A 25,408-nucleotide genomic window follows, 5' to 3' on the forward strand; every position below is an offset into this window, starting at 1 on the left:
GGTCAGGGGCGTCGAAGCGCCGCGATCGCGACCAGCACCCAGCCGGCCATCAGGGTGATGCCGCCGACCGGGGCCACGAAGGGCGCAATCCTGATCGCATAGATCGCACGAAGGGCGAGATCCCCGCAAAACAGCACCGCACCGATGATCAGTACATAGCCCGCAATTCTGGCTGTCGTTGCATGGATCGCCACCCCGTGTGCGATCAGCGCGGCGAGGCCGATCAGCGCGATCGCATGGAAAAGCAGGAAATTGGCCGCGATCATGGCGTTGTCGCCGCCCAGGACATGCGTGCTCGCGGCGGCGAGCATGATGCCGCACAGGCCGGCAAGGCCCGCAAAGAGGGTGAAGAGGCGGGTCGTGGTCATTGCGGTATCTCCTCGTTACGCTCATGCAGCAATTGCGCGATGGCCGCGCGCAGTTCCACCACACCCGTTTTCTCGCGGCTTGATGTCACGATGATCTCGGGAAAGGCGGCAGGCCGTCTGGCGATGGCTTCCCGCGTTTTCGCGACGATGTCAGCGAGCTCGCCCTTCTTGGGTTCGTCGGATTTGGTAAGGATGATCTGGTAGGACACCGCCGCCGTGTCCAGCATGTCGAGCACCTCGGTATCCAGTTTCTTCAGGCCGTGGCGTGAATCGATCAGCACATAGACGCGCGCGAGATTGGCCCGCCCGCGCAGATAGTCGTGGATCAGTTGCGTCCAGGATTTGACCTTCTCCTTGCTGACGGCGGCATAGCCGTAGCCGGGCATGTCGACGAGGGTGCAGAACCCCCCGAGATCGAAGAAGTTCAGCTGTTGCGTACGCCCCGGTGTATGCGATGTCCGCGCCAGCGTCTTGCGACCGGTGAGTGCATTGACGAGGCTCGACTTGCCGACATTCGAGCGTCCGGCAAAGGCGATCTCCAGCTTGTGCATCGGGGGCAGGTGGTCGGTGCCGCTCGCTGCCGTGCTGAACTGGGATTCGCGGGCAAAGAGCTTGCGCCCGGCCTCGACGAAGTCCGGGCCGGGTTCGGTGTCTTCGCTCTGCTGCTCGTCGCCGTCGTGCTCGCGCATGTCGCTCTCCCGGGGCAGGGCCCCTGATATGAACGGGCGCGCCCGGCAATGCCGGACGCGCCCGAATGCTTTGCTTGAGAAGCCCGCACTCAGCTCTTCGGGCCGTCGGGCTCCGGTTTCTCGCGGGTAATCAGCTTGCGCAGATTGTCCCACAGCTCGATCTTCACACCGTGCCGGCGCATGATGAAGCCCTGCTGGAGAACCGAGAGGAAGTTGTTCCAGGCCCAGTAGATCACCAGACCCGCCGGGAAGGAGGCGAGCAGGAAGGTGAAGATCACCGGCATCCAGGTGAAGACCGCCTTCTGGATCGGGTCGGCCGGCTCGGGGTTCATCTTCATCTGCACGAACATCGTGATCCCCATCAGGATCGGCCAGACACCGACCGTGAGCAGCGCCGGGACGGCGAAGGGCAACAGGCCGAACAGGTTGAAGATCGAAGTCGGATCGGGCGCCGCCAGATCCTGGATCCAGCCGAAGAACGGCGCGTGGCGCATCTCGATCGAGACGAACAGCACCTTGTAGAGCGCGAAGAAGACCGGGATCTGGATCAGCACGGGCCAGCAACCCGCCACGGGATTGATCTTCTCACGCTTGTAGAGCTCCATCAGCTCCTGCTGCTGCTTCATGCGATCGTCCTTGTAGCGATCGCGTATGGACATCATCTCCGGCTGCACGGCCTTCATCTTGGCCATCGAGGCATAGGACTTGTTGGCGAGCGGCAGGAAGAGGATCTTCAGCAAGACCGTGACGATGAGGATCGCCACGCCGAAATTGCCCACGAGCGCATTGAAGAAATCGAGCGCGTAGAACATCGGCTTGGTGATGAAGTAGAACCAGCCCCAGTCGATCAGCAGGTCGAAACGCAAAATGCCGTAATTGTCCTGGTAACCGTCAATGACGTCGACTTCCTTGGCGCCGGCGAAGAGACGCTGCGTCACACCCCCGGTCTCGCCCGGTGCGATGGTCAGTCCCTGACCGAGCACGTCCGTCTGGAAGATCGGCCGATTGCCGCCCTCATCGACGGTGAAGCGGCCCTGGAAGGGCGTCGTCTGATCGGGAATGATCGTTGCGGCCCAGTACTTGTCGGTAATGCCGAGCCAGCCGCCGTTATTGTCGGCCCAGGTCGTGCCACGCACCGAGCCGGTAATGCGTGAGGCATCCAGCACGTTATCGTAGGAATATTCCTGCAAGCCTTCCTCGCCGAGCACGCCGATGAGGCCTTCATGCAGAATGAAGAATCCGATGGTCTCCGGCTCGCCATGGCGTGAAACCAGACCATAGGGGAAGACGGTGACCGCATCCTCCGCCTGGTTGTCCACCCGGTCCTCAATCGTGAACATGGCATTGTCGTCGATCGCCACGACGCGGCTGAAGACGATGCCGGCCTCGTTCTCCCAGGTCAGGGTGACCGGAGCATCGGGGGTGAGCTGGTCGCGATCGGCCTCCCACAAGCTCTGCGAATCAGGCAGGCCGCCGGGCACGTCACCGACCCAGCCGAACTCGGCATAGTAAGGATCGGCGGAGCCGGTCGGCGACAGCAGCACGATGTTGTCGCTGTCGTCCTCGACATTCTCCTGATAGTCCTTGAGCACGATGTCATCGATGCGCGCCCCGCGCAGGTTCAGGGAACCGCGCTTGGAGGCGGTATCGATCATGACGCGCGGATTGGCAGCGAGTGCGGCCTCGCGCGTCTGCTCGACGGCGACGCCGGGCAATGCTCCCGTCGGAGCTGCAGGCTCTGCCGATCCGTCCGGCGCCGGCATCTGCGCCTCGCCGGGAACCGGTATGTTCTGCTGCTGGCCCTGCGCCTCTTCCTGCTGGCTCTGCGCCATCTCGGCGTCCTGGCGCTGACGCTCCATCTGCGGTGCGCCATAGAAATAGGTCCAGCCGACGAAGACGAGGACCGAGAGCAGGATAGCCAGGATGAGGTTTTTGTTGTCCTCGCGATTCATCGATTCCCGTCCACGCCTAGGCTTCAAGAATGTTGTGACGGGGCAGGCCCCGTTTTCGCCGCTATACCACCGCGTCCACGACGGCGATGCGACGATGGTGACCGCGCGCCCTGACCGCGACCTCGCTTAGCAGGATCCCCCGGCTTCGTCACCCTGGGCAGTGCGCGCGCGAGATCCGCCACGAGTGCCTCGAATGGTGCGTCAATGGCGGGTCTGCGACCGATCACCACAATGTCCGCCGCGAGCGTCGGCCAGTCGGTTCGCGGGACCGTATTTGCACCTGCCGGCAGCGACACCGTCGGATCCGCCGTCGAGGCCGCGTTCGGGGCAATGTCCTGCCCTGCGCCCTCTGGCCGGAATGCTGCCGCGTCCGTCGCCGCGCTGCCCAGCAGCCTGACGGCCGCGCGCAGACGGCGCTTGATCCGGTTACGCTCGACGGCGTTGCCGACCCGCTTCGTCAGCGTGAAACCGACGCGCATGCCCCCGGTCTCGTCGTCGCGCAGGCGGCCCTGGACCGTCATGCGCTCGCTATGAAAACGGCGGCCTGAAGCCGCCGCCAGGAAATCCCTGCGCTTGATCAGGCGCCTGAAAGGATAAAGCCGCGCATCAGAGCGCGAATCGTCCCGGCGCCCGTCAGTATTCACGCGGAGAGACGCTTGCGGCCACGGGCGCGGCGCGCTGCGATGATCTTGCGGCCGCCGACAGTCGCCATACGGGCGCGAAAGCCGTGGCGGCGCTTGCGCACGATCTTGCTGGGTTGATACGTCCTTTTCACGGCCTGTCTCCGGTCACATGGCACAGGCGCGAGCGGGCCGAGTGGCTCCGATTCCGTGCCTGCGCATCAATCTGGCTGCAATGGATGCGGCAGCACTCGCAGGCGAGCACTGTCGTCGATGGCGCGGCTTATGGCGGATGGCGCCCCGAAAGTCAACGCCGAACCCGCTTCACCCGCCGTGATTCCGGGCTCGACAGGCGCGTAATCACGATTACTCTGGACCCCGCCGGAAGCAGCGTGGCAAGCGCGCGCCGGCGCGATCAGACGCGAGGGGAGGAGCGCGACCATGGCGCATGCCTATGACGAACATCTCGACCGCAATCCGGCGAACCATCAGCCGTTGACGCCGCTGACCTTTCTGGAGCGCGCAGCGGCGGTTTTCCCCGATCATACCGCCATCATCCACGGCCCCTTGCAGCGCAATTATCGCGACTTCTACGCCCGCACCCGCCGCCTCGCCTCGGCGCTCGCCAAGGCCGGGATCGCGCGCGGCGATACGGTGGCGGCGATGCTCCCCAACATTCCCGCCATGCTCGAAGCGCATTATGCCGTTCCCATGACCGGTGGCGTGCTCAACACGCTCAATACCCGCCTCGACCCCGCCGTGATCGCCTTCTCCCTCGATCACGGCGAGGCGAAGGTGCTGATCACCGATCGTGAATTCGCGCCCACCATTGCCAGGGCCCTGGAACTCGCCAAGCGCAAGCCCATCGTGATCGATGTGGACGATCCCGTCTATGATGGCCCTGGTGAGCGGCTCGGCTCCATCGATTACGAGGATTTCCTCGCCTCCGGCGATCCGGAATTCGCCTGGACCATGCCCGGTGACGAATGGGATGCGATCACGCTGAACTATACCTCGGGCACGACCGGTGATCCGAAGGGCGTCGTCTACCACCATCGCGGCGCCTATCTGCTCGCCATGGGCAATATCGTCACCTGCGGCATGGGCAAGCATCCGATCTATCTTTGGACATTGCCGATGTTCCACTGCAACGGCTGGTGCTTTCCCTGGTCGATCTCGATCGTCGCGGGCACGCATGTCTGCCTGCGGCAGGTGCGTGCGAAGGCGATGTATGATGCGCTGGCCGATCATGGCGTCACGCATCTGTGCGGCGCGCCGATCGTGATGTCGACGCTGCTGAACGCGCCGGAGGCGGAGCAGCGAGAATTCGTCCAGAGCGTCGATTTCTTCACCGCCGCCGCGCCCCCGCCCGAATCGGTGCTCGCCGCCATGAAGGAGCGCGGCTTCAACGTCACCCATATCTACGGGCTGACCGAGACCTACGGCCCCTCCGTCGTCAATGACTGGAATCGCGACTGGGATAGCCTGGACGCCTCCTCCTACGCGGCGAAGAAGGCGCGCCAGGGCGTGCGCTACGTCACGCTGGAGGGGCTCGACGTGCTCGATCCGCAGACGCTGGAGCCGGTTCCCGCCGACGGCGCGACGATGGGCGAGGTGATGATGCGCGGCAATGTGGTGATGAAGGGTTATCTGAAGAACCCGGACGCCACGCAAAAGGCCTTTGCCGGGGGCTGGTTCCATTCCGGTGATCTGGGCGTGAAATATCCTGATGGCTATATCCAGCTCAAGGACCGCTCCAAGGACATCATCATCTCCGGCGGTGAGAACATCTCCTCGATCGAGGTGGAGGAAGCGCTCTACAAGCATCCCGACATCGCCGCCTGCGCCGTGGTCGCCAAACCGGACGAGAAATGGGGCGAGACCCCTTGCGCCTTCATTGAGCTGAAGCCGGGGCGAGACCTTGCCGAAAAGGATGTGATCGCCTGGTGCCGGGAGCATCTCGCGGCCTATAAATGTCCGCGCACCGTGGTCTTCACGGAAGTGCCCAAGACCTCGACCGGCAAGATCCAGAAATTCCGCCTGCGCGAGATGGCCAAAGCGCTCTGAGGGCCCAAAGAAAACGCGCCGGGGCTCGTCGCACCGGCGCGTGCATCATGCCTGTCGCGCGTCGCTTACTGCACGAGGCGGGGCCCACCCATCGGGGTGCTCTCGTTCTCCGAGAGGATGCCGAGCCGGCGCGCCACTTCGGAATAGGCCTCGATCAGCCCGCCGAGATCGCGGCGGAAACGGTCCTTGTCCATCTTGTCGTTGGACTTGATGTCCCACAGGCGGCAGGAATCGGGGGAGATCTCGTCGGCGAGGACGATGCGCATCATGTCACCCTCCCACAGACGCCCCGTCTCCATCTTGAAATCGACGAGGCGGATGCCGACGCCGAGGAAGAGGCCGGAGAGAAAATCGTTGACGCGGATGGCCAGCGCCATGATGTCGTCGATTTCCTGCGGCGTGGCCCAGCCGAAGGCGGTGATGTGCTCTTCCGAGACCATCGGATCGTCGAGCTTGTCGCTTTTATAGTAGAACTCGATGATCGAGCGCGGCAGTTGGGTGCCTTCCTCGATGCCGAGACGCTTCGACAGTGATCCGGCGGCGACGTTGCGCACCACCACTTCGAGCGGGATGATCTCGACTTCGCGGATCAGCTGCTCGCGCATGTTCAGGCGGCGGATGAAATGCGTGGGAACGCCGATATCATTGAGATTCTGGAAGACGAACTCGCTGATACGGTTGTTCAGGACGCCTTTCCCGTCGACGATTTCGTGTTTCTTGGCATTGAAGGCGGTGGCGTCGTCCTTGAAGTGCTGGATGAGCGTTCCGGGTTCGGGCCCCTCGAAAAGGACCTTGGCCTTGCCCTCGTATATGCGACGGCGGCGATTCATGAGCGTATACCGTGTTTTGTTGAAGTCCATGGACGGAAAAGCGGCTCCTGGTCACGATCGGCTGCGCGGGGCGAAATTCCGGCGCGGTCGAACGGCTCGGGGCCGCCCGCTGGCGCGCAACCTATCTGATCGCACGGCAATGCACAACGAAGCTTTCGCACTGCGCGGCGGATTGTCGGGAATCAGCGCCCATCCGCAACGACACGGGTGGCGTGGCCGGGCAGGGGGGGCTATACCCGATTCCACACGGGTGGCGTTCGCAGCCGCCGCATCGAGCCCGAACCAACGAGCAGACAATGACCACATTCGACGACCGCAAGGATGCCTTCGAGAACAAGTTCGCGCATGACGAGGAACTGCGCTTCAAGGCGATGGCCCGCCGCAACAAGCTTCTGGGTCTCTGGGCCGCCGAGAAGCTCGGCAAGAGCGGCGCTGAGGCCGAGGAATACGCCAAGAGCGTCGTGCTCGCCGATTTCGAGGAGCCGGGTGACGAAGACGTCTTCCGCAAGGTGCGCGGCGATCTCGACGCCTCGGTGAGCGATCAGGAAATCCGCAGCCAGATGGTGGCGCTCCTCGCCCAGGCAGTGGAATCCGTGCAGAAGGGAAGCTGATTCCCCGGCAGCGGGATGCGCCGCACGGCAATCCGGGCAAAGCCGATTTCCGACAAGGCCGATCAGGCAGTCCCGCGCATTCACCGGCAGGCGGATTCGCGGGATGATGCGGCTTCGACAGGTGTTCTCCCAGTGAGGGTGCACCAGCCTGCGCCGGGCGCACGAGGCGGTGTTACGGCGTGAATTCAGGGGAGTCAGCCGATGAATCGCGATAAGCTCGAAGCCTTGCGCGCCCGCTACGCCAACGCGAAGGGCGGGGATATTTTCGATCCCGATTTTCGCCGCGTCGCCGATACCCAGTTTCGTGACGGCGAAAATCGCGCCTGGCCTTTCATGAATCCGGGCACGCTCCTGGATGCGCCCTATCGCCCGGACGCCGCGCGCGCGGGCTATGCCGATCTCGATGTGGCGCTCGTCGGCGTGCCGATGGATCTCGGCGTGACGAACCGCAACGGCTCGCGCTTCGGCCCGCGTGCCGTGCGCAATATCGAGCGGGTCGGGCCCTACGAGCATGTCTTCAAGGCGCTGCCGGTGCATGAATTGCGTGTCGCGGATATCGGCGATGTGCCGCTGCAGAGTCGCTTCTCCCTTGAGCAATGCCATGCCGATATCGAGGCCTGCTTCATGGCGATCGCCGATGCCGGCGTGCGGCATCTCGCCGTGGGTGGCGATCATTCGATCACCCTGCCGATCCTGAAGGCGCTGGGGCGCGACCGCCCGCTCGGCATGATCCATATCGACGCGCATTGCGACACCTCCGGTGAATTCGAGGGCGCCAAGTTCCACCATGGCGGCCCGTTCCGCCGGGCGGTTCTTGATGGCGTGCTCGATCCCGAGCGCACCGTCCAGATCGGCATTCGCGGCGCAGCCGAATGGCTGTGGGAATTCTCCTACGAATCCGGCATGCGCGTCATCCATGCCGAGGAGGTCGACGCGCTCGGCATTCCGGAGGTGATCCGCCAGGCGCGTGAGGTCGTCGGGGACGGGCCGGTCTATGTCAGTTTCGACATCGATTCGATCGACCCCGCCTTCGCGCCGGGGACCGGCACGCCGGAAGTTGGCGGGCTGACGCCGCGCGAGGTACTGGCCATGATGCGCGGCTTTGCGGGGCTCGACGTCATTGGCGGCGACGTGGTCGAGGTGGCGCCGCAATATGATGCGACCAGCAACACCGCGCATGTCGCGGCACAGATGGCGCTCGAAATCCTCTGCCTGATGGCCCGCGCGCCCTCGATGGGCCAGCCTTCCGGGGGCTGAGCGGCCTCTCAGAGCGGAACGCGATAATAGCCCAAAGCCTCGGCAAGCTCATTTTCCTCATAGCCGAAATGCGAGGCGACGACCGCGTGCAACGCGTCGAATACGGCGCGGACATCCTTCAGCGCCTGCGGCGAAGGCGTGCGCATGATGGCAATGGCCGCCTGTTCGAGGCGTTCGAGCAGGGTGTGGACGATTTCGTGCTCCTGCGAGAGCCGGTCGATCACGGCTCTCAACCCCGCGCTCTGCTCCCGCAGGCGGGGGAAGATCTCCTGATCCTCGATGGTGTGGTGCAGGGTGAGCATCTGGCATTCCTGCCCGCAAAGGGTGCCGACGCGGCGGAAGTTGTCCAGCATCGCCATGTCGCCGATCTCGCGCGCGAGCGCTGCGGCATCGCCGGTGCCTTGTTCGAGCGCGCTGATTGCCCGGGCGATCGTTGCCATTTGCTGCAGATGAAATCGGTGAAACAGGGAAAGCCGCCGGCCATGCGCCCGGTCCGCTTCGGTGGCATCGGGTATGGCGGGCGCGCGGGGGCGGGTTTCGTCGTCGAGAAACGGAATATCGTCGATCACGGCAGTATCATCCCGGTTGGAACACGCAGCGCTGAATTGTCGATCTGGCGCGCAGGCGCACGGCATGACGGCGCGATCATGCGGGCGCAAGCAAGTCAAAACGGCTCATCAGGCCTCATCGGACTGCGCGGGCTCAAGAGCCCATGGTTCGTGAAATAATGTGCGATAGCGCACCTGTCGATCGATGAATCGGCAACGCTTCGATTGCATGATCGCAAGCAAGTTGCATTTTGAGTGATATCTACTGCTGTTTTACGTATTTTTAAGCGGGAGATTGTAGATTTGGTTGCTGAAGTGGGAAAATTTATGAATAAAAATAAAAATAAACAAAATTTTCCCGTTTTTTTAGTGTGGCTGATCGAGGAAAGTCCATGTTGAGCAAAATGAAACTCGCGTCGCGGATCGTCGCGTTGGTCGTCGTCGCGGTCTTCGTCACCGCTGGCGGCATGTTCTTTGCGACATCCGTCGAGCTCTCGCAGCAGCTGGAGACGCGTGAATACGAAACCGGGCGCGATCATATCCGCACGCTCGGGGTCGTTTTCGAGGATCATTTCCCCGGAGCCCAGGTCGACATTCGCGATGGTGTCGTCGAACGGGCCGTCAGCCCTTCGCTGATCGATTTCGATGACCATTCGATCGTCGACATGACCTCGGTCCTGACCGGCGGCGTCGCCACCGTCTTCGCCATGGATCCGTCCGAGAACAATTTCATCCGCCGCTCCACCAACCTGCGGAAGGAGAATGGCGAGCGCGCCTTCGGCACTTATCTCGATCCCGGCCACCCGGCCCAGGAGGTCGTGCGCGCGGGCGAGACCTATGTCGGACCCGCCACCCTGTTCGGGCGTGATTACGTCACCGTCTACCATCCGACTGTCGATGCACAGAGCGGCGCGGTGAACGGCATCCTGTTCATCGGCCTGCATGTCGAGTCGCTTCTCGCGGCCCAGGCGAGCGCGACGCGTACCATGCTGATCGCCGCCTTTGTGCTCGCCCTCGTCGTGACCGGGGCTGCTGCCTATGCCGCAAAGCGTCTGTTCCGCCCGCTCAACCAGATCTCGCATCGGGTCACCGCACTGGCCGAGAACGATCTCGACACGCCGATCCCGCATCGTGAGCGTGGCGACGAGATCGGCGATGTCGCCCGCGCCCTTGAAATCCTGCGCGACAACAGCGCCACCGGCGCCGCGATCCGCAAGGAGCGCGAGGAGGCGGAGGCGCGCACGCAGGAGCTGCGGGCCCGGCGTGATGCGGCGATCGAGGATTTCCGTCGCAACGCCGCCGCGAAGCTGGGTGAGTTGACCGGCAATATGGCGAGCCTGCGCGAGCGCGCCGCGGATCTCACGGAGGTTGCCTCCGATTCCGCCGAAGCGATCAACAACGCCACCGGCGGATCGCAGGAAACGGCCTCGAATGTCGGTACCGTCGCGAGCGCGGCGGAGGAGCTTTCCGCCTCCATCTCGGAGATCTCCGGCCAGCTGGAACGGGCACGCGAGGTCGTGGAGCAGGGGCTGAGCGATACCGAAGCCACCAACACGCAGATCTCGGGCCTGGCCGAGGCGGCCCAGCGTATCGGCGATGTGGTCGATCTGATCCGCTCGATTGCCGATCAGACCAACCTGCTCGCCCTCAACGCCACCATCGAGGCGGCGCGCGCGGGGGAGGCGGGCAAGGGCTTTGCCGTGGTCGCCGCAGAAGTGAAGACGCTCGCCACCCAGACGGCGAATGCCACCGAGGAGATCGCCAAGCAGATCGCCGGCATCCAGACCTCGACGGGCAGCGCCGTCAACGCGATCCAGCAGATCACCGAGCGCATGCGCGAGATCAACAGCGCCACCGTGACCATCGCCTCGGCCATGACCCAGCAGGGCGCGGCGACTTCGGAAATTTCCCGCAATGTTCAGCATGCGGCGAAGGGGACCGAAGGCGTCACCCAGGGGCTGGGCAAGGTCGCCGCCGCCGCCGAGCGAACCAGCGGTTCCGCCGACACCGTTCGCGAGGCCTCCGAATCGGCCGACAAGCTCACCGCGAGCCTGCAGAAGGAAATCGACGTCTTCCTCGATCGCGTTGCGGCCTGAGCAGCAAGCCTTTTTCGACCCGAAGCCAAGCGCGGAGCACCATGCGGCTCCGCGCCTTTTTCTTGGGTTGCGCGTGTTCCCCAGCGGAAAGAACCACCGCCCCGTTGGCAGCAGCGATTTCCTGCCCCATCATCACCCGGAGAGGATCAGGAACGGGGAATGGTGGCGCATCATGGCGGGTCAGGAAACAGCAGTGCAGGCGAATGGTTCACGCCAGGCGATCCGCTTCACCCGCAACGGCGTGCCCTGCGAAGTTGCCGAATTCCATCCGCGCACCACGCTGCTCGATTATCTGCGCGAGCAGATGCGCGCGCTCGGCACCAAGGAGGGCTGCGGGGAGGGCGATTGCGGCGCCTGCACTGTCGCGCTCGGACGGATGCGGGACGGGCGGCTCGTCTACGAGCCGGTCAACGCCTGCATCCTGCTGCTCGGCCAGATCGACGGGGCGGATCTCGTCACGGTCGAAGATCTTGCACAGGGCGGCGCGCTGCATCCGGTCCAGGACGCGATGGTCGCCCATCACGGCTCGCAATGCGGCTTCTGTACGCCGGGCATCGTGATGAGCCTGTTCGTCCTGCATGAGGAGGGGCCGCGCCCGCTCGACAAGGCGATGATCGATGATGCGCTCGCGGGCAATCTGTGCCGCTGCACCGGCTATCGCCCGATCCGCGACGCGGCGCGGGCTGCCAGCGCGGAATCTTCCGCGACGGCTTTCTCCGCCAGCCGCGCCGATCGCGCAGCGGCGCTCTCGGCGCTCGATGACGGGGGGGACGTGTTCATCGGCGATGATGCGACGTTCTTCGCCGCGCCCGCGAATCTCGCTTCGCTCGAAGCGCTCTGCGCCGCCCATCCCGACGCGACGCTGCTCGCCGGCTCGACAGATGTCGGTCTGTGGCTGACCAAGTCGCTGCGCGAGATCGAGAAGATCATCTGGCTGGGACGCGTCAGCGAACTGGCTGCGCTGGAGGAAGGGGAGGCGGGTCTCGCCATCGGCGCCATGGTCAGCCATGCCCGCGCGCATCCGGCACTGGCGCGGCTCGATCCCGATCTCGGCGAATTGATGCGCCGTTTCGGCTCGGCCCAGGTGCGCGCTTCCGGTACGGTCGGCGGCAATATCGCCAACGGCTCGCCGATCGGCGATCTCGCCCCGGCCATGATCGCCTGGGGGGCGAAGCTGCATCTGCGCAGCGCGCAGGGCACCCGCGCCATGCCGCTTGAGGATTATTTCATCGATTACGGCAAGCAGGACCGCCGCCCCGGCGAATTCGTCTGGAAGGTCGCGCTGCCGCCCTTGCTGCGGGATCACGCCTTTCGCTGCCTGAAGGTGTCGAAGCGCTTCGACGAGGATATCTCCGCCGTGATGGGCGCCTTCCGCATCGCCTGCGACGGGCGGCGCGTCAGTGCGGCGCGCATCGCCTATGGCGGCATGGCCGCGACGCCCAGACGCGCGGGCGCGACGGAGGCGGCCCTGATCGGTGCCGATCTCGACGATCCGGCCACATGGCAGGCGGCCCGCGCGGCGCTTGCCCGCGATTACACCCCGATGGACGACCATCGCGCCAGCGCCGCTTATCGCGCGCGCGTCGCTCAAAACCTCCTGATCAAGGCGCTGCACGAGATCGCGGGGGAGGGCAGTGCGCAGACGCGGATCATCGACAATCGCGCTGCGGGGGTGCAGGCGGCGGAGTGAGGGCGGGCCTGCGTATGTGCCGGTTTGTCGGTACCGGGCCGGCTGCCTTCGCGACCATTACACTGCCGCGCCGTCAGCGCCCGTGATGCCGGGCGCATCAACCGCCGTCATCACTGCGATGGCCCTGGGCAGGATGCGAAATTCCGCCGGGGTGCGCGCAAGGATTTCGCCATCTGCGTTGATCGGGCGGCGCCGGCGGGTCCGCACCTTGAAACACGTACCGGATTCGGCGCGGATTTCCGGCACGGCCTGATGATCGCCGGTGCGCAGGGAAGGGGCGACCAGCGCCAGCTTCCAGGCGCCGCCGAGTTCGAGGCTGTAGAGGTCGAGGGTGCCGTCGTCGATCTTCGCATTCTGCTCGATCGCCATGCCGCCCCCGTAGAAAAGTCCGTTTCCGACAGCGATCTGAAACGTGCGCACATCGACCGTTCCCGCTTGCGATTCGATCGTGGCGTGAAAGCTGCGCGCCCGGAACATCGACGAAATGGCGGCGAAGACATAGCCGATCTTGCCGAAGCGCTTCTTGATGCCCGACGACAATTGCATCGCAAGATCCGTCGAGAGGCCGATACTCGCGACATTGAAGAAGGGGATGCCGTTGATCTCGCCGAGATCAATGCGTCGTTCGATTCCGTTTGCGATGATGTCCGTCGCCTGTTGCAGGTCCTCGGGAATGCCCAGCGTGCGGGCGAGGTCGTTGGCCGTGCCGAGGGGAATGATGCCGAGCGGTACCTGCGCGGCGATGAGGCCGCGCGCTGCTGCGTTGATAGTTCCGTCACCCCCGCCCAGAACCACGAGATCGCAGCTTTTCTTCTGGTCGATGATGAAATCCGAAAGACGTGAGCGATCCGGGCAGTCGGCGATCGTCAGCATTATATGCTCATGACGGCTCAGATGCGCGACGGCTTCGTCCTTCGCCTCGGCGGCCTTTCCGCTGGTCTTGTTGCAGATGAACAGGACGCGCCGTGAACGCTCACGGATCGAATCGTCATCGGGATTTCGGCCATTGCCATTCGGCATCTTGATCGCTCACGGGGCGGGTACTGTCAGGCAGATCATGTCGTGCAGATGAAATCGATCCGGATGCAATACGTTCCGCGCTTTGGAGAAACGAGGCAGCCGGCGGACGAAAACGCCGGATGGCGCGCTGGTCCGGCTGCGCAGAATGTCCAGCATGCACGATCCCCTGTCTGATTCCCACACCCGCCCTGCGCAGTTGCGAAACGGCACGCATCTTGTGTTTCCGTGTCGCAGGCTTAAGGTCCGGCGGGTTGATGCGGGAGATTGATGATGAGTCTCAAGGTTGCAGTGCAGATGGATCCGATCGACGCGATCAGGATCGCCGGCGATACGACATTCGCGCTCCTGCTCGAAGCGCAAAGGCGCGGGCATGAGCTGCACTATTACACGCCTGATCACCTTTCCATGCGCGACGGGCAGGTCGTGGCCGGGTTGCAGATTCTGAGTGTCAAGGATGTGCAGGGCGAGCATGCGGAGCTCGGGCCGCGCGTGCGCACGCCGCTCGATGCGATGGATGTGGTGCTGATGCGCCAGGATCCGCCCTTTGATCTCTCCTATATCACGGCGACGCATCTGCTCGAGCGCATCCATCCGCGCACGCTGGTGGTGAACGATCCCGCCAACGTGCGCAATGCGCCGGAAAAAATCTTCGTCACACTCTTCCCCGAACTGATGCCGCCGACCCTGATCAGCCGCGACAAGGACGAGATTCAGGATTTCCGCAAGGAACACGGCGCGGTGGTGATGAAGCCGCTGCACGGCCATGGCGGCGCTGCGGTCGTGCGGCTGATGCCGGATGATCCGAATTTCGGCTCGCTGTTCGACATGTTCGCCGTCACCTTCCGCGAGCCCTGGGTGATCCAGCGCTTCCTTCCGCAGATTACCGAGGGCGACAAGCGCATCATCCTCGTCGATGGCGAGGCGCGCGGCGCCATCAACCGGGTGCCGGCAGTCGGCGATATCCGCTCCAACATGGTGCGCGGCGGCGCGGCGACGACGACGCAGTTCACGCCCCGTGAACGCGAGATCTGCGCAAGGATCGGCCCGCATCTGCGCGATATGGGCCTGATTCTCGTCGGCATCGACGTGATCGACGGCAATCTCACCGAGATCAACGTCACTTCGCCCACGGGTATCCGCGCCATCGCCAATCTCGGCGGCCCGGATCTCGCGGTGGATGTGTGGGAGAGCATTGAGGCCAAACGCTCAGCAGGCGGGGAGGGTGTCTGATGATCGATCCGGCATTGTTCAAGGACGAGGCCATCGCGCCTGAAACCCGCGCGCTCAACGCGGAGATCGTCGAAAAGCTCTCGGCCCTGCCCGACCAGTGGTCGTTTCCCATCGATGTGGTGCGCAAGGCGCGGCGCGAGGGGCGCGGGCCGTTTCCCGCCCTGCCGCATTCCCCGCGCGCCCGCTGGATCGAGATCGACGGCCCGGCCGGGCCGATCGATCTGCGCATTCTTGCACCCGACGAGACCCGCGCCGTCTACCTGCATATTCATGGCGGCGGCTGGAGCTGGGGTTCGCCTGACGAGCAGGATCCGGAATTCGAGCGGCTTGCGGAACTTGGCGTCGCCACGGTTTCCGTGCGTTACCGGCTGGCCCCCGAAAACCCCTATCCCGCGGCTCCCGATGATTGCGAGGCGGCGGCGCTCTGGCTCGTGCGCGAGGCGCAGGGCCTGTTCGGCACGCAGGTGCTGATGATCGGCGGCGAATCCGCTGGCGCGCATCTCGCCCTCGTCACCATGCTGCGCCTGCGCGACCGCCACGGGCTCACGCCCTTTGCCGGCGCCAACCTCTTCGCCGGCTGCTACGATCTCGCCCTGACGCCGAGCGTGCGCAACTGGGGGTCGGAGAAGCTGATCCTGAACGCCCGCGACATCACCATCTTCGCGCAGAATCTCTGCGGCGATCACGACCGCGCCGACCCGGATCTCTCGCCGCTTCTGGCTGATCTCGCGGGCCTGCCGCCGGTACTGGTGAGCATCGGCACCCGCGACCCGCTCCTCGACGACAGCCTCTTCCTCGCCACCCGCCTCGCCACCGCGAACGTCCCCGTCGACCTCGCCATCTATCCCGGCGGCTGCCACATGTTCCAACGCTTCGGGATCGCGCTCTCCGAAGAAGCGCTGACGCGGGTGGACGGGTTTTTCAGGGAGCGGGTGGGGTGAGGGGGCTGCCACTATTTCCAATAGCGTAGTCATTCGTCATAGAATGTTTGCGCGGGCGATTCGGCCCCTGTTTTCCATGAGCGATTTTTACGGAGTCGATGATGCCCCGATCGTTTTCCCCTGTCCTCCTCGCCACCGCAGCCCTCGCCACCCTCGCCATCGCGCCCGCCCAGGCGCAGCACAGCCACGGCCACAGCCATGGCGCGTCGGATACCTCCGTGACCGAGCGCCCGGCTCTGCCGCAGGATGCGCTCGCGCCTTTCGTTGATCCGCTGACGATCCCGCCGCGGGCGCAACCGGTGGGGGAGCATGAGGGGAAGCCGCTCTACGAGGTCACCATGAAGATGGTCTCGCAGAAGGTGCATCGCGATCTGCCGCCGACGCCCGTCTTCGCCTATGACGGGATCTGGCCGGGGCCCACCTTCGACATCCCGGTCGACCAGCCTATCGCGGTGAATTGGGTGAATGCGCTGCCGGAGGAATATCCCGACTGGCTGCCCGTCACGATCGGCCATCATGTGCCGGACAAGGTGGTGCGCACGGTGGTGCATCTGCATGGCGGGATCACGCCGAGCGTGCATGACGGCTATCCGGAGTGGATGTGGGATCCGGGCGAGGCGGCGCTCTACGAGTATCCCAATCTCGACCACCAGGGCGACGGCGCGATGTTCTGGTATCACGACCACGCCATGGGCAATACGCGCCTCAATGTCTATGCCGGGCTGCAGGGTTTCTATCTGTTGCGCAATCAGGAGAGAGAGGCCGCACTCGGCCTGCCTTCGGGGGATTACGAAATCCCGCTCGTCCTGCAGGATCGCAATTTCGCCGAGGATGGCAGCCTCGTCTATGATGGGGTTTGCCGCAATTTCGGCATCGTGAACGGCACGGTGTTTCCCTACCAGGAGATCGAGCCGCGCCGCTATCGCTTCCGCATCCTCAACGGCGCCAATTTCCGCATCATGCGGCTGGCCTTGTCGAATGGGGCGAAGATGTCGGTGATCGGGGTCGATGACGGCTTCCTCGACGAGACGGTGGAGACGGATGAACTCCTGCTCGCCCCGGCGGAGCGCGCGGACGTGATCATCGATTTCTCGGACATGGCGGGGGAAGAGATCACGCTCCGGAATACGACCTCCTGCTTCGGCCCGCAGCGTGAGCAGGATACCCGCTCCGGCGATACGGAACTGCCGCATCTGATGCAGTTTCGCGTCAGTGAAAGCGTGTCAGAGCCCGATACCAGCCGTATCCCGGCCAATCCGGTGGCAGACGAGGGCGAGACCGCGCGGCTTCTGGCTGCGGCCACGGTGACGCGTGACATCACCCTCGACAATCCGGAGGGCTTCAAGTTTCTCCTCGAAAACAAGGGCTTCGACGCCCCGGTCTCGATCGAGCCGCATCTGGGTGATACCGAGATCTGGAACCTGATCAATCTGACCGATGAAGCCCATCCCATCCACGTGCATCTGATCAGCTACCGCATCGTCGAGCGCATCCCCTTCCGCGAAAACGGGGTCGAGGATTACATCGCCGACCGCGATGCCGGCACGCTCGCGCCGCTGGAGAGCTATCTTGACATGGATGGTGCGATTCCCGCGCCGCCCGTTGAGCACGGCCCCAAGGATGTGGCGCTCGCACCGTTCGACCATGTCACCCGGATTGCGATGGAATGGTATGGATTCGAAGGGCTCTACGTGATCCATTGCCATATCCTCGAGCATGAGGATGATGACATGATGCGCCCGATCCGGGTGCTCGCCGCGCGCGAATAAGGGCGCATAAGGGGAGGGCGATGTGAGTGCACCCGGCAAGAGCAAACAGACGAGCCTGACGATTCGCAGCGACGGGCCGGGGCTCACCGAGTTCACGCCGATCGTCTCGCTCTTCGTGCGCGAAAGCGGTATCGAGACCGGCCTGTTGACGCTGTTCGTGCGCCATACCTCATGCTCGCTGCTGATCCAGGAGAATGCGGATCCGGATGTCCGCGCCGATCTGCAGGAATTCTTCGCCCGCCTCGTGCCCGAGGGGATGGAATGGGTGGTGCACAGCATTGAGGGCCCCGATGACATGCCGGCCCATATCAAGGCGGCGCTGACGCAGACATCGCTGTCGATCCCGATCATGGACGGCAAGCTCGCACTCGGTACGTGGCAGGGTATCTACCTGTTCGAGCATCGCGCGGCGGCGCATGACCGTGAGGTGTTGCTTCATATTTCGGCATGATGCAAAAACGTGCACGGATGCCCATCCCGCTTTTGGTTTTCATGCAAGACGAGTGTGAAATCGGGCCTGTTCAGGCCTGACGTTCCTTCCATTCCATTGGATTGACATGGTTTTGCCATCAATGCCGACGGGAGCCTGACTTATCGTCATCATTTGACGCACGGAAGCGAAATCTCTCTAATCAGGACAGGTGGCGGATGGCTTGAACCATCCGCGACATCCAGGGCCGCAAGAAGCCCGCGAAAGCCAAAAACGAGTCCAGAGAACAGAGGGACGATCATGATCCAGAAAAAGACAGGGCGTGCGCTCGCCACGACTGCGTTGGCGCTCCTCTTGAGCGCCGGCGTCGTTGCGATGCAGCCGCAGGACGCCAAGGCCCAGCCGCAAAGCGGTGGAACCGTGCAGCTCGCCGTCACCCCGGAGCCCCCGAGCCTGATGCTCGGCCTGTTCCAGAACGGCCCCACCCAGATGATCGCGGGCGATATCTACGAATCGCTCCTGCGCTACGATACCGATCTGACGCCGCAGCCCTCGCTCGCGGAGAGCTGGGAGATCTCGGACGACCAGCTCGTCTACACTTTCAAGCTGCGCGAGGGCGTGCTGTGGCATGACGGCGAGCCGTTTACCGCCGATGACGTCGTCTTCTCGCTCGACGTCTTCCTGCGCGAGGTGCATCCGCGCTGGCGCCCGACAGTCGATGCGCAGGTCGCCTCCATCGAGAAGACGGGCGATTACGAGGTCACGATCACGCTCAACGAGCCCTTCGAGCCGATCATGCTGAGCTTCGAGGTCGGCACCACGCCGATCATCCCGGCCCACATCTACGAGGGCACGGATTACCGGGCCAACGAGATGAATGCGACACCGATCGGCACCGGGCCGATGAAGTTCGTCGAATGGGAGAGCGGTTCCTACGTGCATCTCGAGCGCAACGAGGATTACTACCTCGAGGGCCAACCCTATATTGACGAGGTCTTTTACCGCTTCATTCCCGACGCCGCCTCGCGCGCGGTTGCCTTCGAGACCGGGGATATCGACGTTCTGACCGGCGGTTCGGTCGAGATCTTCGATGTGCCGCGCCTCGCGGAACAGGACAATGTCTGCGTCACGACGGATGGCTGGGAAATGTTCTCCCCGCATGCCTGGATCGCGCTCAATGTGCGTGAAGGCGCGCTTGCGGAGAAGAGCTTCCGGCAGGCGATGATGTATGCGATCGACCGGGAATTTGCGCAGGAGGTGGTCTGGTCCGGCTACGGCACGGTCGCCAACAGCCCGATCTCATCGCGCACCCTGTTCCATTCCGACGATCTGCCCGAATACAACTACGATCGGGATCGCGCGCGCGAACTGATCGCGGAATCGGGCTATGACGGCGAAACCCTCGACTTCATGGTCCTGCCCTATGGCGAGACCTGGACGCGCTGGGCGGAAGCCACGCGCCAGGATCTGGAAGACGTGGGCATCAACGTGAACCTGGTCACCACCGATGTTCCCGGCTGGACTGAGCGTTTGGGAAGCTTCAACTTCGAGATGACGCACAACTTCCTCTATCAGTACGGCGATCCGGCGCTGGGCGTGGCGCGTTCCTACGTGTCGAGCAACATCGTCGAGGGCAACCCGTTCTCCAACGTGATGGGTTACGCCAACGAGGAGGTCGACCGGCTCTTTGCCGAGGCGGCCAATGCGCCGTCCGAGGAACGTCCTGCGCTCTATCAGGAGGTGCAGGAGATCCTTGTCGATGAGTTGCCGGTGCTGTGGATGATCGAGATGGACTTCCCCACCGTCTATCGCTGCGATCTGCAGGATTTCATCACCACGGCGATCGGTGTCAACGACACCTTCCGCGATGCCTGGCTGCAGCAGTAAGCGGCTGATTGCGTAAAGCTTCCGGGGCCGCAATCGCCCCGGAAGCGTTTCCTGAACGCCGTCATTGCGGCGCTACCGGCTTCAATCAGCGTGGGTGACAGATGCCACTTTTGCGATTCATCGCGGGGCGGCTGGTCAAGGGCGTCATCGTCCTGATCGCCATCGCGACCATGAACTTCTTCCTGATCCGCGCAGCGCCCGGTGATCCGGCTTCGGTGCTCGCCGGTGAAGCGGGGGCTGCGGATGAAGAATTCATCCGCCAATTGCGCGAGCAGTTCGGCCTCGACCAGCCGATCATGACGCAGCTCTGGATCTATCTGACCGATATCGTCACGCTCGATCTCGGTTTCTCCTATCGCCAGGGACGCCCGGTGCTCGAACTGATCATGGAGCGCCTGCCGGCGACGCTGCTGCTCACCGGTGCGGCCTTCATCTTCTCGCTGACCCTTGGCATCATCTTCGGCATCCTCGCCGCGCGCCGGGTCGGGAAATGGTCCGATACGGCGATCACGACCGGGGCGCTGTTCTTCTATGCGACGCCGTTGTTCTGGATCGCGCTGATGAGCCAGATCATCTTCGCGCTCTGGCTCGGCTGGCTGCCCAATACGGGTTTTCGCACGATCGGCGCGGGCTATACGGGCCTGCGCCACGCGCTGGATGTGGGGATGCATCTGATCCTGCCCGCAGCGACGCTGGGGCTGTTCTTCACCGCGCTCTATACGCGCATGATGCGTGCCTCGATGCTGGAGATCGCGGGCTCCGATTTCGTCAAGACCGCGCGCGCCAAGGGCGTTCCGGAAGGACGCATCGTGCGTCGGCATATCGCCCGCAACGCCATCCTGCCGGTGGTGACGCTGGCCGGCCTCCAGGCCGGTCAGATCGTCGGCGGTGCGGTGCTGACCGAGACGGTGTTCGGCTGGCCGGGGATCGGTCGGCTGATGTTCGAGGCGCTGGCGCAGCGTGACTATCAGGTGCTGCTCGGCGTGTTCTTCGTCTCCTCGGCCATGGTGGTTTTGTTCAACCTGATCACGGACGTCGTCTATCGCGTGGCTGATCCGCGCATCGAGGTGGGACGATGAAGGCATTCTTCAAGCGCTTTGCCCGCAACAAGGGCGCGGTGGTCGGCCTGATCATCCTGGCGATCATCCTCGCAGCGGCGATCCTCGCCCCACTGCTTTATCCGACCTCGCCGTGGCGGATGGTGACGCGTCCGTTCCTGCCGCCGATGTCGCCGGGCGGATTCTGGCTCGGCACCGATGCGCTGGGGCGCGACGTTGCCTCCGGGATCATGCATGGGGCCCGCGTCTCGCTGATCATCGGGCTGGTCTCGACCCTGACGGCGCTGGCCATCGGAATTCCGATCGGCGCGCTCGCGGGATATTTCGGCGGGCTGATCGATGACGCGCTGATGCGCTTCACCGAATTCTTCCAGACCATACCCGCCTTCGCGCTCGCCATCGTCATCGTGGCGATCCTGCAGCCCTCGCTTTTTTCGATCGTGCTCGCCATCGCCATCGTCTCCTGGCCCCCGGTGGCGCGACTCGTGCGCGGGGAGGTGTTGTCGTTGCGGACACGCGAATATGTGCAGGCCTCGATCGTGATCGGCCAAACGACCTCGCGCATCATCCTGACCCAGGTTCTGCCCAATACGATCGCGCCGATCACGGTGATGGCCTCGATCATGGTCGCCTCGGCGATCCTGCTCGAATCGGCGCTCTCCTTCCTCGGGCTGGGCGATCCCAACATGATGACCTGGGGCTACATGATCGGTGCGGGCCGCACGCGCCTGATCGAGGCCTGGTGGATCAGCTTCTTCCCCGGTGTTGCGATCTTCCTCACGGTGCTCGCTCTCAATCTGGTGGGTGAGGGGCTCAACGACGCGCTCAATCCGCGTCTCTCGCGGGAGGGTGGCTGATGAGCGTCCTGGCAATCGACAATCTCTCCCTCGCTCTTCCGAAACTCGCCGATCGCGCCCATGCGGTGCAGGGGCTCAGCCTGTCGATTGATGCCGGCGAGACCTTGTGTGTCGTGGGCGAATCGGGCTCGGGGAAATCGATGACGGCGCATGCCGTGATCGGGCTCCTGCCCAGTGCCGTGAAGCCGGCGGGCGGCTCGATCAGGCTTGCCGGGCGTGAGCTGATCGGGCTCTCTGACGGCGAGATGCGCAAGCTGCGCGGACGCGATGTCGGCATGATCTTCCAGGAGCCGATGACCTCGCTCAATCCGGTCATGCGGATTTCCGACCAGATCCTCGAGACCTTCGAATCGCATCGCATGTTCGATGCGCAGAAACGCATGCGGCGCACTTTCGAATTGCTCGAGGAAGTCGGGCTGCCCGATCCGAAACATATCGCGCGGGCGTTTCCGCATGAACTCTCCGGCGGTCAGCGCCAGCGGGTGATGATCGCCGTGGCGCTCGCGCTGGAGCCCAGGCTCCTCATCGCCGACGAGCCGACCACGGCGCTCGACGTGACGACGCAGGCGCAGATCCTCAAGCTGGTGGATGAATTGCGTCACAAGCACGGGACAGCGGTTTTGTTCATCACCCACGATTTCGGCGTGGTGGCCGAGATCGCCGATGATGTTGCCGTGCTGCAGAACGGTCTGTGCGTCGAGAGCGGGCGGGCGCAGGACGTCCTGGAAAATCCCACGCATGACTATACGAAACGCCTTCTCGCCGCCGTGCCCTCGCTGACGCCACCGCCGCCCAAGGATCTCTCGGGCGAGCCGGATGCGCTGATCGTGCGCAATCTGCACAAGACCTATGGCGGGCGCGGCTTCTTCAGTGGGAGCGCGCGCAAGGTGGTCGCGGCGAAGGATGTTGAATTTACCATCAAACGCGGCGAGACGCTCGGGCTCGTGGGCGAATCCGGCTCCGGCAAGTCCACGGTCGGGCGCTGCATCATGCGCCTGACCGAGCCTGATGACGGCTTCATCAAGGTGGGCGATACCGAATTCCACGGCGTGCCGCCGCGCCAGTTGCGGCCCTTGCGCAAGCGCATCCAGATGGTCTTCCAGGATCCTTACGCCTCGCTCAACCCCCGCCGCACCGCCGGGCGGATCATTGCCGAGGGGCCGGAGGCGCAGGGTGTGCCGCGCGTGGATGCCGAGAAGCGGGCGCGCGAATTGCTCGAACTGGTCGGGCTCGGCGCGTCATCGGCCGAGCGCTATCCGCACGAATTCTCCGGCGGCCAGCGCCAGCGCATCGGGATTGCCCGTGCGCTTGCCCTCGATCCGGACGTGCTGGTGGCGGATGAGCCCGTCTCGGCGCTCGATGTCTCGGTGCAGGCGCAGATCCTCGATCTGATCCAGGACCTGCAGAAGCGGCTGGGGCTGGCCATCCTCTTCGTCACCCACGATCTGCGCGTGGCGGCGCAGGTCTGCGACCGGATCGCGGTGATGCAACGGGGCGAGATCGTCGAGCTCGAGCGGACGGCCAGGCTCTTCGAGAATCCGAAGCACCCCTATACCCGCGCGCTGCTCGCGGCGGTGCCGGGTGCGCATGCGAAGATGGCGGCGGCGTGAAGGGCCACGCGCTGCGCCTTCATCGGGCGCGGCGCGAGGCTTCCCGATCGCGGGTCAGACCGCCTCAGCCTGCTCCACGGCGATGGAGGCGGCTTCCTCGCGCAGCTTCGCCTTCTGGACCTTGCCGGTCGAGGAGGCGGGTAGTGTCGGCAGCGCGATGATGCGGGTGGGGCGCTTGTAAGGCGCCATGCGTTCGGCGCAGAAGGCGCGCATCTCCCGCTCGTCGAAATCCGCGCCGGGCCGCAGCTGGACGAAGGCCCAGACTTCCTCGTTGCCCTCGACATTGCGGCCGACCACGGCGGCAAGCGTCACATCGGGATGGCTCGCGATCACGCCTTCGATCTCCTCGGGATAGACGTTGAAGCCCGAGCGGATGATCAGGTCCTTGGCGCGCCCCACGATATAAAGTGCGCCGTCTTCGCCGAAACGGGCGAGATCGCCGGTATCGAACCAGCCATCGGCGCTCTTCACCCGGTCGGTGAGTTCCTTGTTGCGATAATAGCCGAGCATCACGGTCGGGCCGCGCACCTGTAGCGTGCCAATCTCGCCGGCGGGAAGGGGGGCGCCTTCGCCATCGACGGTGCGCGCCTCGATCCCGGGCAGGAGCGGGCCCGTGGCATCGTCGCGGCGCGGGGCGTCCATGCGCGTCTGCGATACGGTCGGCGAAAGCTCCGTCATGCCGTAGCCGTTATGCAGCGACACGCCCAAAGCCGCCTCAACCCGCGTCTTGAGCGCGAGGTCGAGCGGCGAGCCGCCGGCGGAAGCGTAGCGCAGGGCCGGCGCCTCGATCGGCCGGCCCGTTTGTCGCGCATGCTCGATCAGCCGCGCAAACATGGCCGGTACGCCCTGGAAGACGGTGAGTTCCTCGTCGCGCAGCAGACGCAGCGCTTCCGAGGGATCGAAACGCGGCACGAGGTAATTCGTTGCGCCATAGAGCGCCGAGCCGAGGAACATCGAGGCGAGGCCGAAGACATGGCTCACCGGCAGGCAGCCATAGACGCGCTCACCCGGCGCCAGACCGCGCAGATAACCGGAATGGCGCGCGACATGCATCAGATTCGCGTGGCTGAGCATGACGCCCTTGGGGGCGCCGGTCGTGCCCGAGGTATAGATCATGGCAGCGACATCGCGGGCGGGGTCGTCATGCACGGGTTCCGGTTCGCAATCCGCCGCGACGGTGAGGCGAAAGGGCGGCAGGCCCTCGAAAGTGACGTGTTCGGTCTCGAAAGCACCGGCATGGCGCTCCGCATCCGGGGAGATGTCGTTGGCAAAGGCGATCAGGCGCGGCTGTGCGTGGTGAGCAATCGTTTCGATCTCGCGCTCGGAGAGGCGCGCATTGAGGATGACCGGCCAGGCCTTTGCGCGTGCCGCCGCGAGAGCCAATGTGATCAGGACGATGCCGTTCTCGCCCAGAATCACGAACCGGTCGCCGGGGCGCAGGCCCGCTTCCTGCAGCCGCACGGCGCTGGTCGCGACGCAATGCTCCCATTGCGCGAAACTGATACGGCGCTCGCCGAGGACGAAAGCCGTCGCATCCGGTCTTTCCCGCGCGCCTTCCTGCGGAATCGCATCGATCGTGGTGACATGGGCGAGCGATTGCGGCGTGGCGGCGGACATCGAGCGGACTCCTGAGGCTGCTGCTGAAGCGTTTGGACGTTAGTGCCTGTCCGCAATAGCGTCAAGAAATGTGAAACAATATTCCGCACAGCGAAAATAATAGGCATGATGACCATATTCTATGGGCAGGAACGCCCGATCTGCGAACGCGTATTTTGTCTTGCGAAACAGGATTTCGCATTTAGTCTGGACTCACCTAAGGGAAGGAATTTCCCCAAGGTCAAAAACAACACGCGCCGGGTCGTCTTGTTGCGACGATGT

General features: G+C 64.1%; 23 protein-coding genes. 13 read left to right on the forward strand and 10 right to left on the reverse strand.

Going from position 1 to position 25,408, the window contains the following annotated elements; genetic code table 11:
• Positions 1-2: 2 nt before the first annotated feature.
• The 5 genes from GA0071312_RS09300 to rpmH all read right to left on the reverse strand — a co-directional run bounded on the left by GA0071312_RS09300 (position 3) and on the right by rpmH (position 3,784).
• Positions 3-368, reverse strand: coding sequence for a DUF423 domain-containing protein (locus GA0071312_RS09300; RefSeq protein WP_074444738.1), 366 nt, complete (start codon positions 366-368; stop codon positions 3-5).
• A complete protein-coding gene (gene yihA, locus GA0071312_RS09305; protein WP_074444739.1) occupies positions 365-1,057 on the reverse strand; it encodes a ribosome biogenesis GTP-binding protein YihA/YsxC in 693 nt (230 codons plus the stop codon). The genes GA0071312_RS09300 and yihA overlap by 4 nt, the downstream gene beginning before the upstream one ends.
• A gap of 89 nt (positions 1,058-1,146) precedes the next feature.
• On the reverse strand, positions 1,147-3,009 hold the full coding sequence (yidC, locus tag GA0071312_RS09310; RefSeq protein ID WP_074444740.1) for a membrane protein insertase YidC: 1,863 nt from the start codon (positions 3,007-3,009) through the stop codon (positions 1,147-1,149).
• A 23-nt stretch (positions 3,010-3,032) separates the two neighbouring features.
• The gene (gene rnpA / locus GA0071312_RS19395) at positions 3,033-3,653 is read right to left on the reverse strand and encodes a ribonuclease P protein component (RefSeq protein ID WP_108721852.1); all 621 of its coding nucleotides are present in this window, start codon (positions 3,651-3,653) and stop codon (positions 3,033-3,035) included.
• Positions 3,650-3,784, reverse strand: a complete 135-nt coding sequence (gene rpmH, locus GA0071312_RS09325; protein WP_074444741.1) for a 50S ribosomal protein L34 — start codon at positions 3,782-3,784, stop codon at positions 3,650-3,652. Before rpmH ends, rnpA begins: the two co-directional genes overlap by 4 nt.
• A gap of 286 nt (positions 3,785-4,070) precedes the next feature.
• Here rpmH and GA0071312_RS09330 point away from each other — a divergent pair, with 286 nt between their 5' ends.
• A complete protein-coding gene (locus tag GA0071312_RS09330) occupies positions 4,071-5,696 on the forward strand; it encodes an acyl-CoA synthetase (protein ID WP_074444742.1) in 1,626 nt (541 codons plus the stop codon).
• A 65-nt stretch (positions 5,697-5,761) separates the two neighbouring features.
• Here the strand turns inward: GA0071312_RS09330 and purC are convergent, their stop codons facing one another.
• Positions 5,762-6,556: a phosphoribosylaminoimidazolesuccinocarboxamide synthase gene (purC, locus tag GA0071312_RS09335; RefSeq protein WP_074444743.1), complete on the reverse strand. Its 795-nt coding sequence runs from the start codon at positions 6,554-6,556 to the stop codon at positions 5,762-5,764.
• 266 nt (positions 6,557-6,822) lie between these two features.
• Between purC and GA0071312_RS09340 the strand changes: the two genes are divergently transcribed.
• Positions 6,823-7,137, forward strand: coding sequence for a DUF1476 domain-containing protein (locus GA0071312_RS09340; RefSeq protein ID WP_074444744.1), 315 nt, complete (start codon positions 6,823-6,825; stop codon positions 7,135-7,137).
• Between the two features lie 201 nt (positions 7,138-7,338).
• A complete protein-coding gene (gene speB, locus GA0071312_RS09345; RefSeq protein WP_074444745.1) occupies positions 7,339-8,394 on the forward strand; it encodes an agmatinase in 1,056 nt (351 codons plus the stop codon).
• Between the two features lie 8 nt (positions 8,395-8,402).
• On the opposite strand, the gene GA0071312_RS09350 is transcribed toward speB, so the two are convergent.
• Positions 8,403-8,963 carry a hemerythrin domain-containing protein gene (locus GA0071312_RS09350; RefSeq protein ID WP_074444746.1) on the reverse strand — a complete coding sequence of 187 codons (561 nt, stop codon included), beginning with the start codon at positions 8,961-8,963 and terminating at the stop codon, positions 8,403-8,405.
• A gap of 371 nt (positions 8,964-9,334) precedes the next feature.
• Here GA0071312_RS09350 and GA0071312_RS09355 point away from each other — a divergent pair, with 371 nt between their 5' ends.
• Together GA0071312_RS09355 and xdhA are read left to right on the forward strand one after the other, a co-directional pair.
• A complete protein-coding gene (locus tag GA0071312_RS09355; RefSeq protein WP_074444747.1) occupies positions 9,335-11,038 on the forward strand; it encodes a methyl-accepting chemotaxis protein in 1,704 nt (567 codons plus the stop codon).
• A gap of 172 nt (positions 11,039-11,210) precedes the next feature.
• The gene (gene xdhA / locus GA0071312_RS09360; RefSeq protein ID WP_074444748.1) at positions 11,211-12,728 is read left to right on the forward strand and encodes a xanthine dehydrogenase small subunit; all 1,518 of its coding nucleotides are present in this window, start codon (positions 11,211-11,213) and stop codon (positions 12,726-12,728) included.
• A gap of 57 nt (positions 12,729-12,785) precedes the next feature.
• Here xdhA and GA0071312_RS09365 read toward each other — a convergent pair whose 3' ends face one another.
• Together GA0071312_RS09365 and GA0071312_RS19945 are read right to left on the reverse strand one after the other, a co-directional pair.
• Entirely contained in the window at positions 12,786-13,748 is a 963-nt protein-coding gene (locus GA0071312_RS09365; protein ID WP_074444749.1) for a lipid kinase, read from the reverse strand.
• 9 nt (positions 13,749-13,757) lie between these two features.
• Positions 13,758-13,904 carry a hypothetical protein gene (locus GA0071312_RS19945; RefSeq protein WP_165603996.1) on the reverse strand — a complete coding sequence of 49 codons (147 nt, stop codon included), beginning with the start codon at positions 13,902-13,904 and terminating at the stop codon, positions 13,758-13,760.
• A 114-nt stretch (positions 13,905-14,018) separates the two neighbouring features.
• On the opposite strand from GA0071312_RS19945, the gene gshB reads away from it, so the two are divergent.
• The 8 genes from gshB (at position 14,019) to GA0071312_RS09405 (ending at position 23,530) form a co-directional block, all read left to right on the forward strand.
• The gene (gene gshB, locus GA0071312_RS09370; protein WP_074446047.1) at positions 14,019-14,978 is read left to right on the forward strand and encodes a glutathione synthase; all 960 of its coding nucleotides are present in this window, start codon (positions 14,019-14,021) and stop codon (positions 14,976-14,978) included.
• On the forward strand, positions 14,978-15,919 hold the full coding sequence (locus tag GA0071312_RS09375; protein WP_074444750.1) for an alpha/beta hydrolase: 942 nt from the start codon (positions 14,978-14,980) through the stop codon (positions 15,917-15,919). Before gshB ends, GA0071312_RS09375 begins: the two co-directional genes overlap by 1 nt.
• 101 nt (positions 15,920-16,020) lie before the next feature.
• Positions 16,021-17,688, forward strand: coding sequence for a multicopper oxidase family protein (locus GA0071312_RS09380; protein WP_165603997.1), 1,668 nt, complete (start codon positions 16,021-16,023; stop codon positions 17,686-17,688).
• Positions 17,689-17,710: 22 nt separating this feature from the next.
• Positions 17,711-18,139 carry a secondary thiamine-phosphate synthase enzyme YjbQ gene (locus GA0071312_RS09385; protein ID WP_074444751.1) on the forward strand — a complete coding sequence of 143 codons (429 nt, stop codon included), beginning with the start codon at positions 17,711-17,713 and terminating at the stop codon, positions 18,137-18,139.
• A gap of 279 nt (positions 18,140-18,418) precedes the next feature.
• On the forward strand, positions 18,419-20,005 hold the full coding sequence (locus GA0071312_RS09390) for an ABC transporter substrate-binding protein (RefSeq protein WP_074444752.1): 1,587 nt from the start codon (positions 18,419-18,421) through the stop codon (positions 20,003-20,005).
• A gap of 101 nt (positions 20,006-20,106) precedes the next feature.
• Positions 20,107-21,084, forward strand: coding sequence for an ABC transporter permease (locus GA0071312_RS09395; protein WP_074444753.1), 978 nt, complete (start codon positions 20,107-20,109; stop codon positions 21,082-21,084).
• Entirely contained in the window at positions 21,081-21,920 is an 840-nt protein-coding gene (locus GA0071312_RS09400) for an ABC transporter permease (RefSeq protein WP_074444754.1), read from the forward strand. The genes GA0071312_RS09395 and GA0071312_RS09400 overlap by 4 nt, the downstream gene beginning before the upstream one ends.
• On the forward strand, positions 21,920-23,530 hold the full coding sequence (locus GA0071312_RS09405; protein WP_074444755.1) for an ABC transporter ATP-binding protein: 1,611 nt from the start codon (positions 21,920-21,922) through the stop codon (positions 23,528-23,530). Before GA0071312_RS09400 ends, GA0071312_RS09405 begins: the two co-directional genes overlap by 1 nt.
• A 54-nt stretch (positions 23,531-23,584) precedes the next feature.
• On the opposite strand, the gene GA0071312_RS09410 is transcribed toward GA0071312_RS09405, so the two are convergent.
• Positions 23,585-25,147 (reverse strand): class I adenylate-forming enzyme family protein, encoded by a 1,563-nt coding sequence (locus GA0071312_RS09410; protein WP_074444756.1) that lies wholly within the window; start codon positions 25,145-25,147, stop codon positions 23,585-23,587.
• Positions 25,148-25,408: the final 261 nt, after the last annotated feature.

This window comes from Saliniramus fredricksonii, assembly GCF_900094735.1.
GTDB lineage: Bacteria > Pseudomonadota > Alphaproteobacteria > Rhizobiales > Beijerinckiaceae > Saliniramus > Saliniramus fredricksonii.

Coding starts and splice junctions, on each gene's coding strand:
- GA0071312_RS09330 (WP_074444742.1), top strand. CDS start 4,071: ATGGCGCATGCCTATGACGAACATCTCGACCGCAATCCGGCGAACCAT.
- GA0071312_RS09400 (WP_074444754.1), top strand. CDS start 21,081: ATGAAGGCATTCTTCAAGCGCTTTGCCCGCAACAAGGGCGCGGTGGTC.
- GA0071312_RS09405 (WP_074444755.1), top strand. CDS start 21,920: ATGAGCGTCCTGGCAATCGACAATCTCTCCCTCGCTCTTCCGAAACTC.
- GA0071312_RS19945 (WP_165603996.1), bottom strand. CDS start 13,904: ATGCTGGACATTCTGCGCAGCCGGACCAGCGCGCCATCCGGCGTTTTC.
- GA0071312_RS09390 (WP_074444752.1), top strand. CDS start 18,419: ATGATCCAGAAAAAGACAGGGCGTGCGCTCGCCACGACTGCGTTGGCG.
- GA0071312_RS09340 (WP_074444744.1), top strand. CDS start 6,823: ATGACCACATTCGACGACCGCAAGGATGCCTTCGAGAACAAGTTCGCG.
- speB (WP_074444745.1), top strand. CDS start 7,339: ATGAATCGCGATAAGCTCGAAGCCTTGCGCGCCCGCTACGCCAACGCG.
- yihA (WP_074444739.1), bottom strand. CDS start 1,057: ATGCGCGAGCACGACGGCGACGAGCAGCAGAGCGAAGACACCGAACCC.
- GA0071312_RS09365 (WP_074444749.1), bottom strand. CDS start 13,748: ATGCCGAATGGCAATGGCCGAAATCCCGATGACGATTCGATCCGTGAG.
- gshB (WP_074446047.1), top strand. CDS start 14,019: ATGAGTCTCAAGGTTGCAGTGCAGATGGATCCGATCGACGCGATCAGG.
- GA0071312_RS09380 (WP_165603997.1), top strand. CDS start 16,021: ATGCCCCGATCGTTTTCCCCTGTCCTCCTCGCCACCGCAGCCCTCGCC.
- GA0071312_RS09375 (WP_074444750.1), top strand. CDS start 14,978: ATGATCGATCCGGCATTGTTCAAGGACGAGGCCATCGCGCCTGAAACC.
- GA0071312_RS09355 (WP_074444747.1), top strand. CDS start 9,335: ATGTTGAGCAAAATGAAACTCGCGTCGCGGATCGTCGCGTTGGTCGTC.
- GA0071312_RS09410 (WP_074444756.1), bottom strand. CDS start 25,147: ATGTCCGCCGCCACGCCGCAATCGCTCGCCCATGTCACCACGATCGAT.
- GA0071312_RS09300 (WP_074444738.1), bottom strand. CDS start 368: ATGACCACGACCCGCCTCTTCACCCTCTTTGCGGGCCTTGCCGGCCTG.
- xdhA (WP_074444748.1), top strand. CDS start 11,211: ATGGCGGGTCAGGAAACAGCAGTGCAGGCGAATGGTTCACGCCAGGCG.
- yidC (WP_074444740.1), bottom strand. CDS start 3,009: ATGAATCGCGAGGACAACAAAAACCTCATCCTGGCTATCCTGCTCTCG.
- GA0071312_RS09395 (WP_074444753.1), top strand. CDS start 20,107: ATGCCACTTTTGCGATTCATCGCGGGGCGGCTGGTCAAGGGCGTCATC.
- purC (WP_074444743.1), bottom strand. CDS start 6,556: ATGGACTTCAACAAAACACGGTATACGCTCATGAATCGCCGCCGTCGC.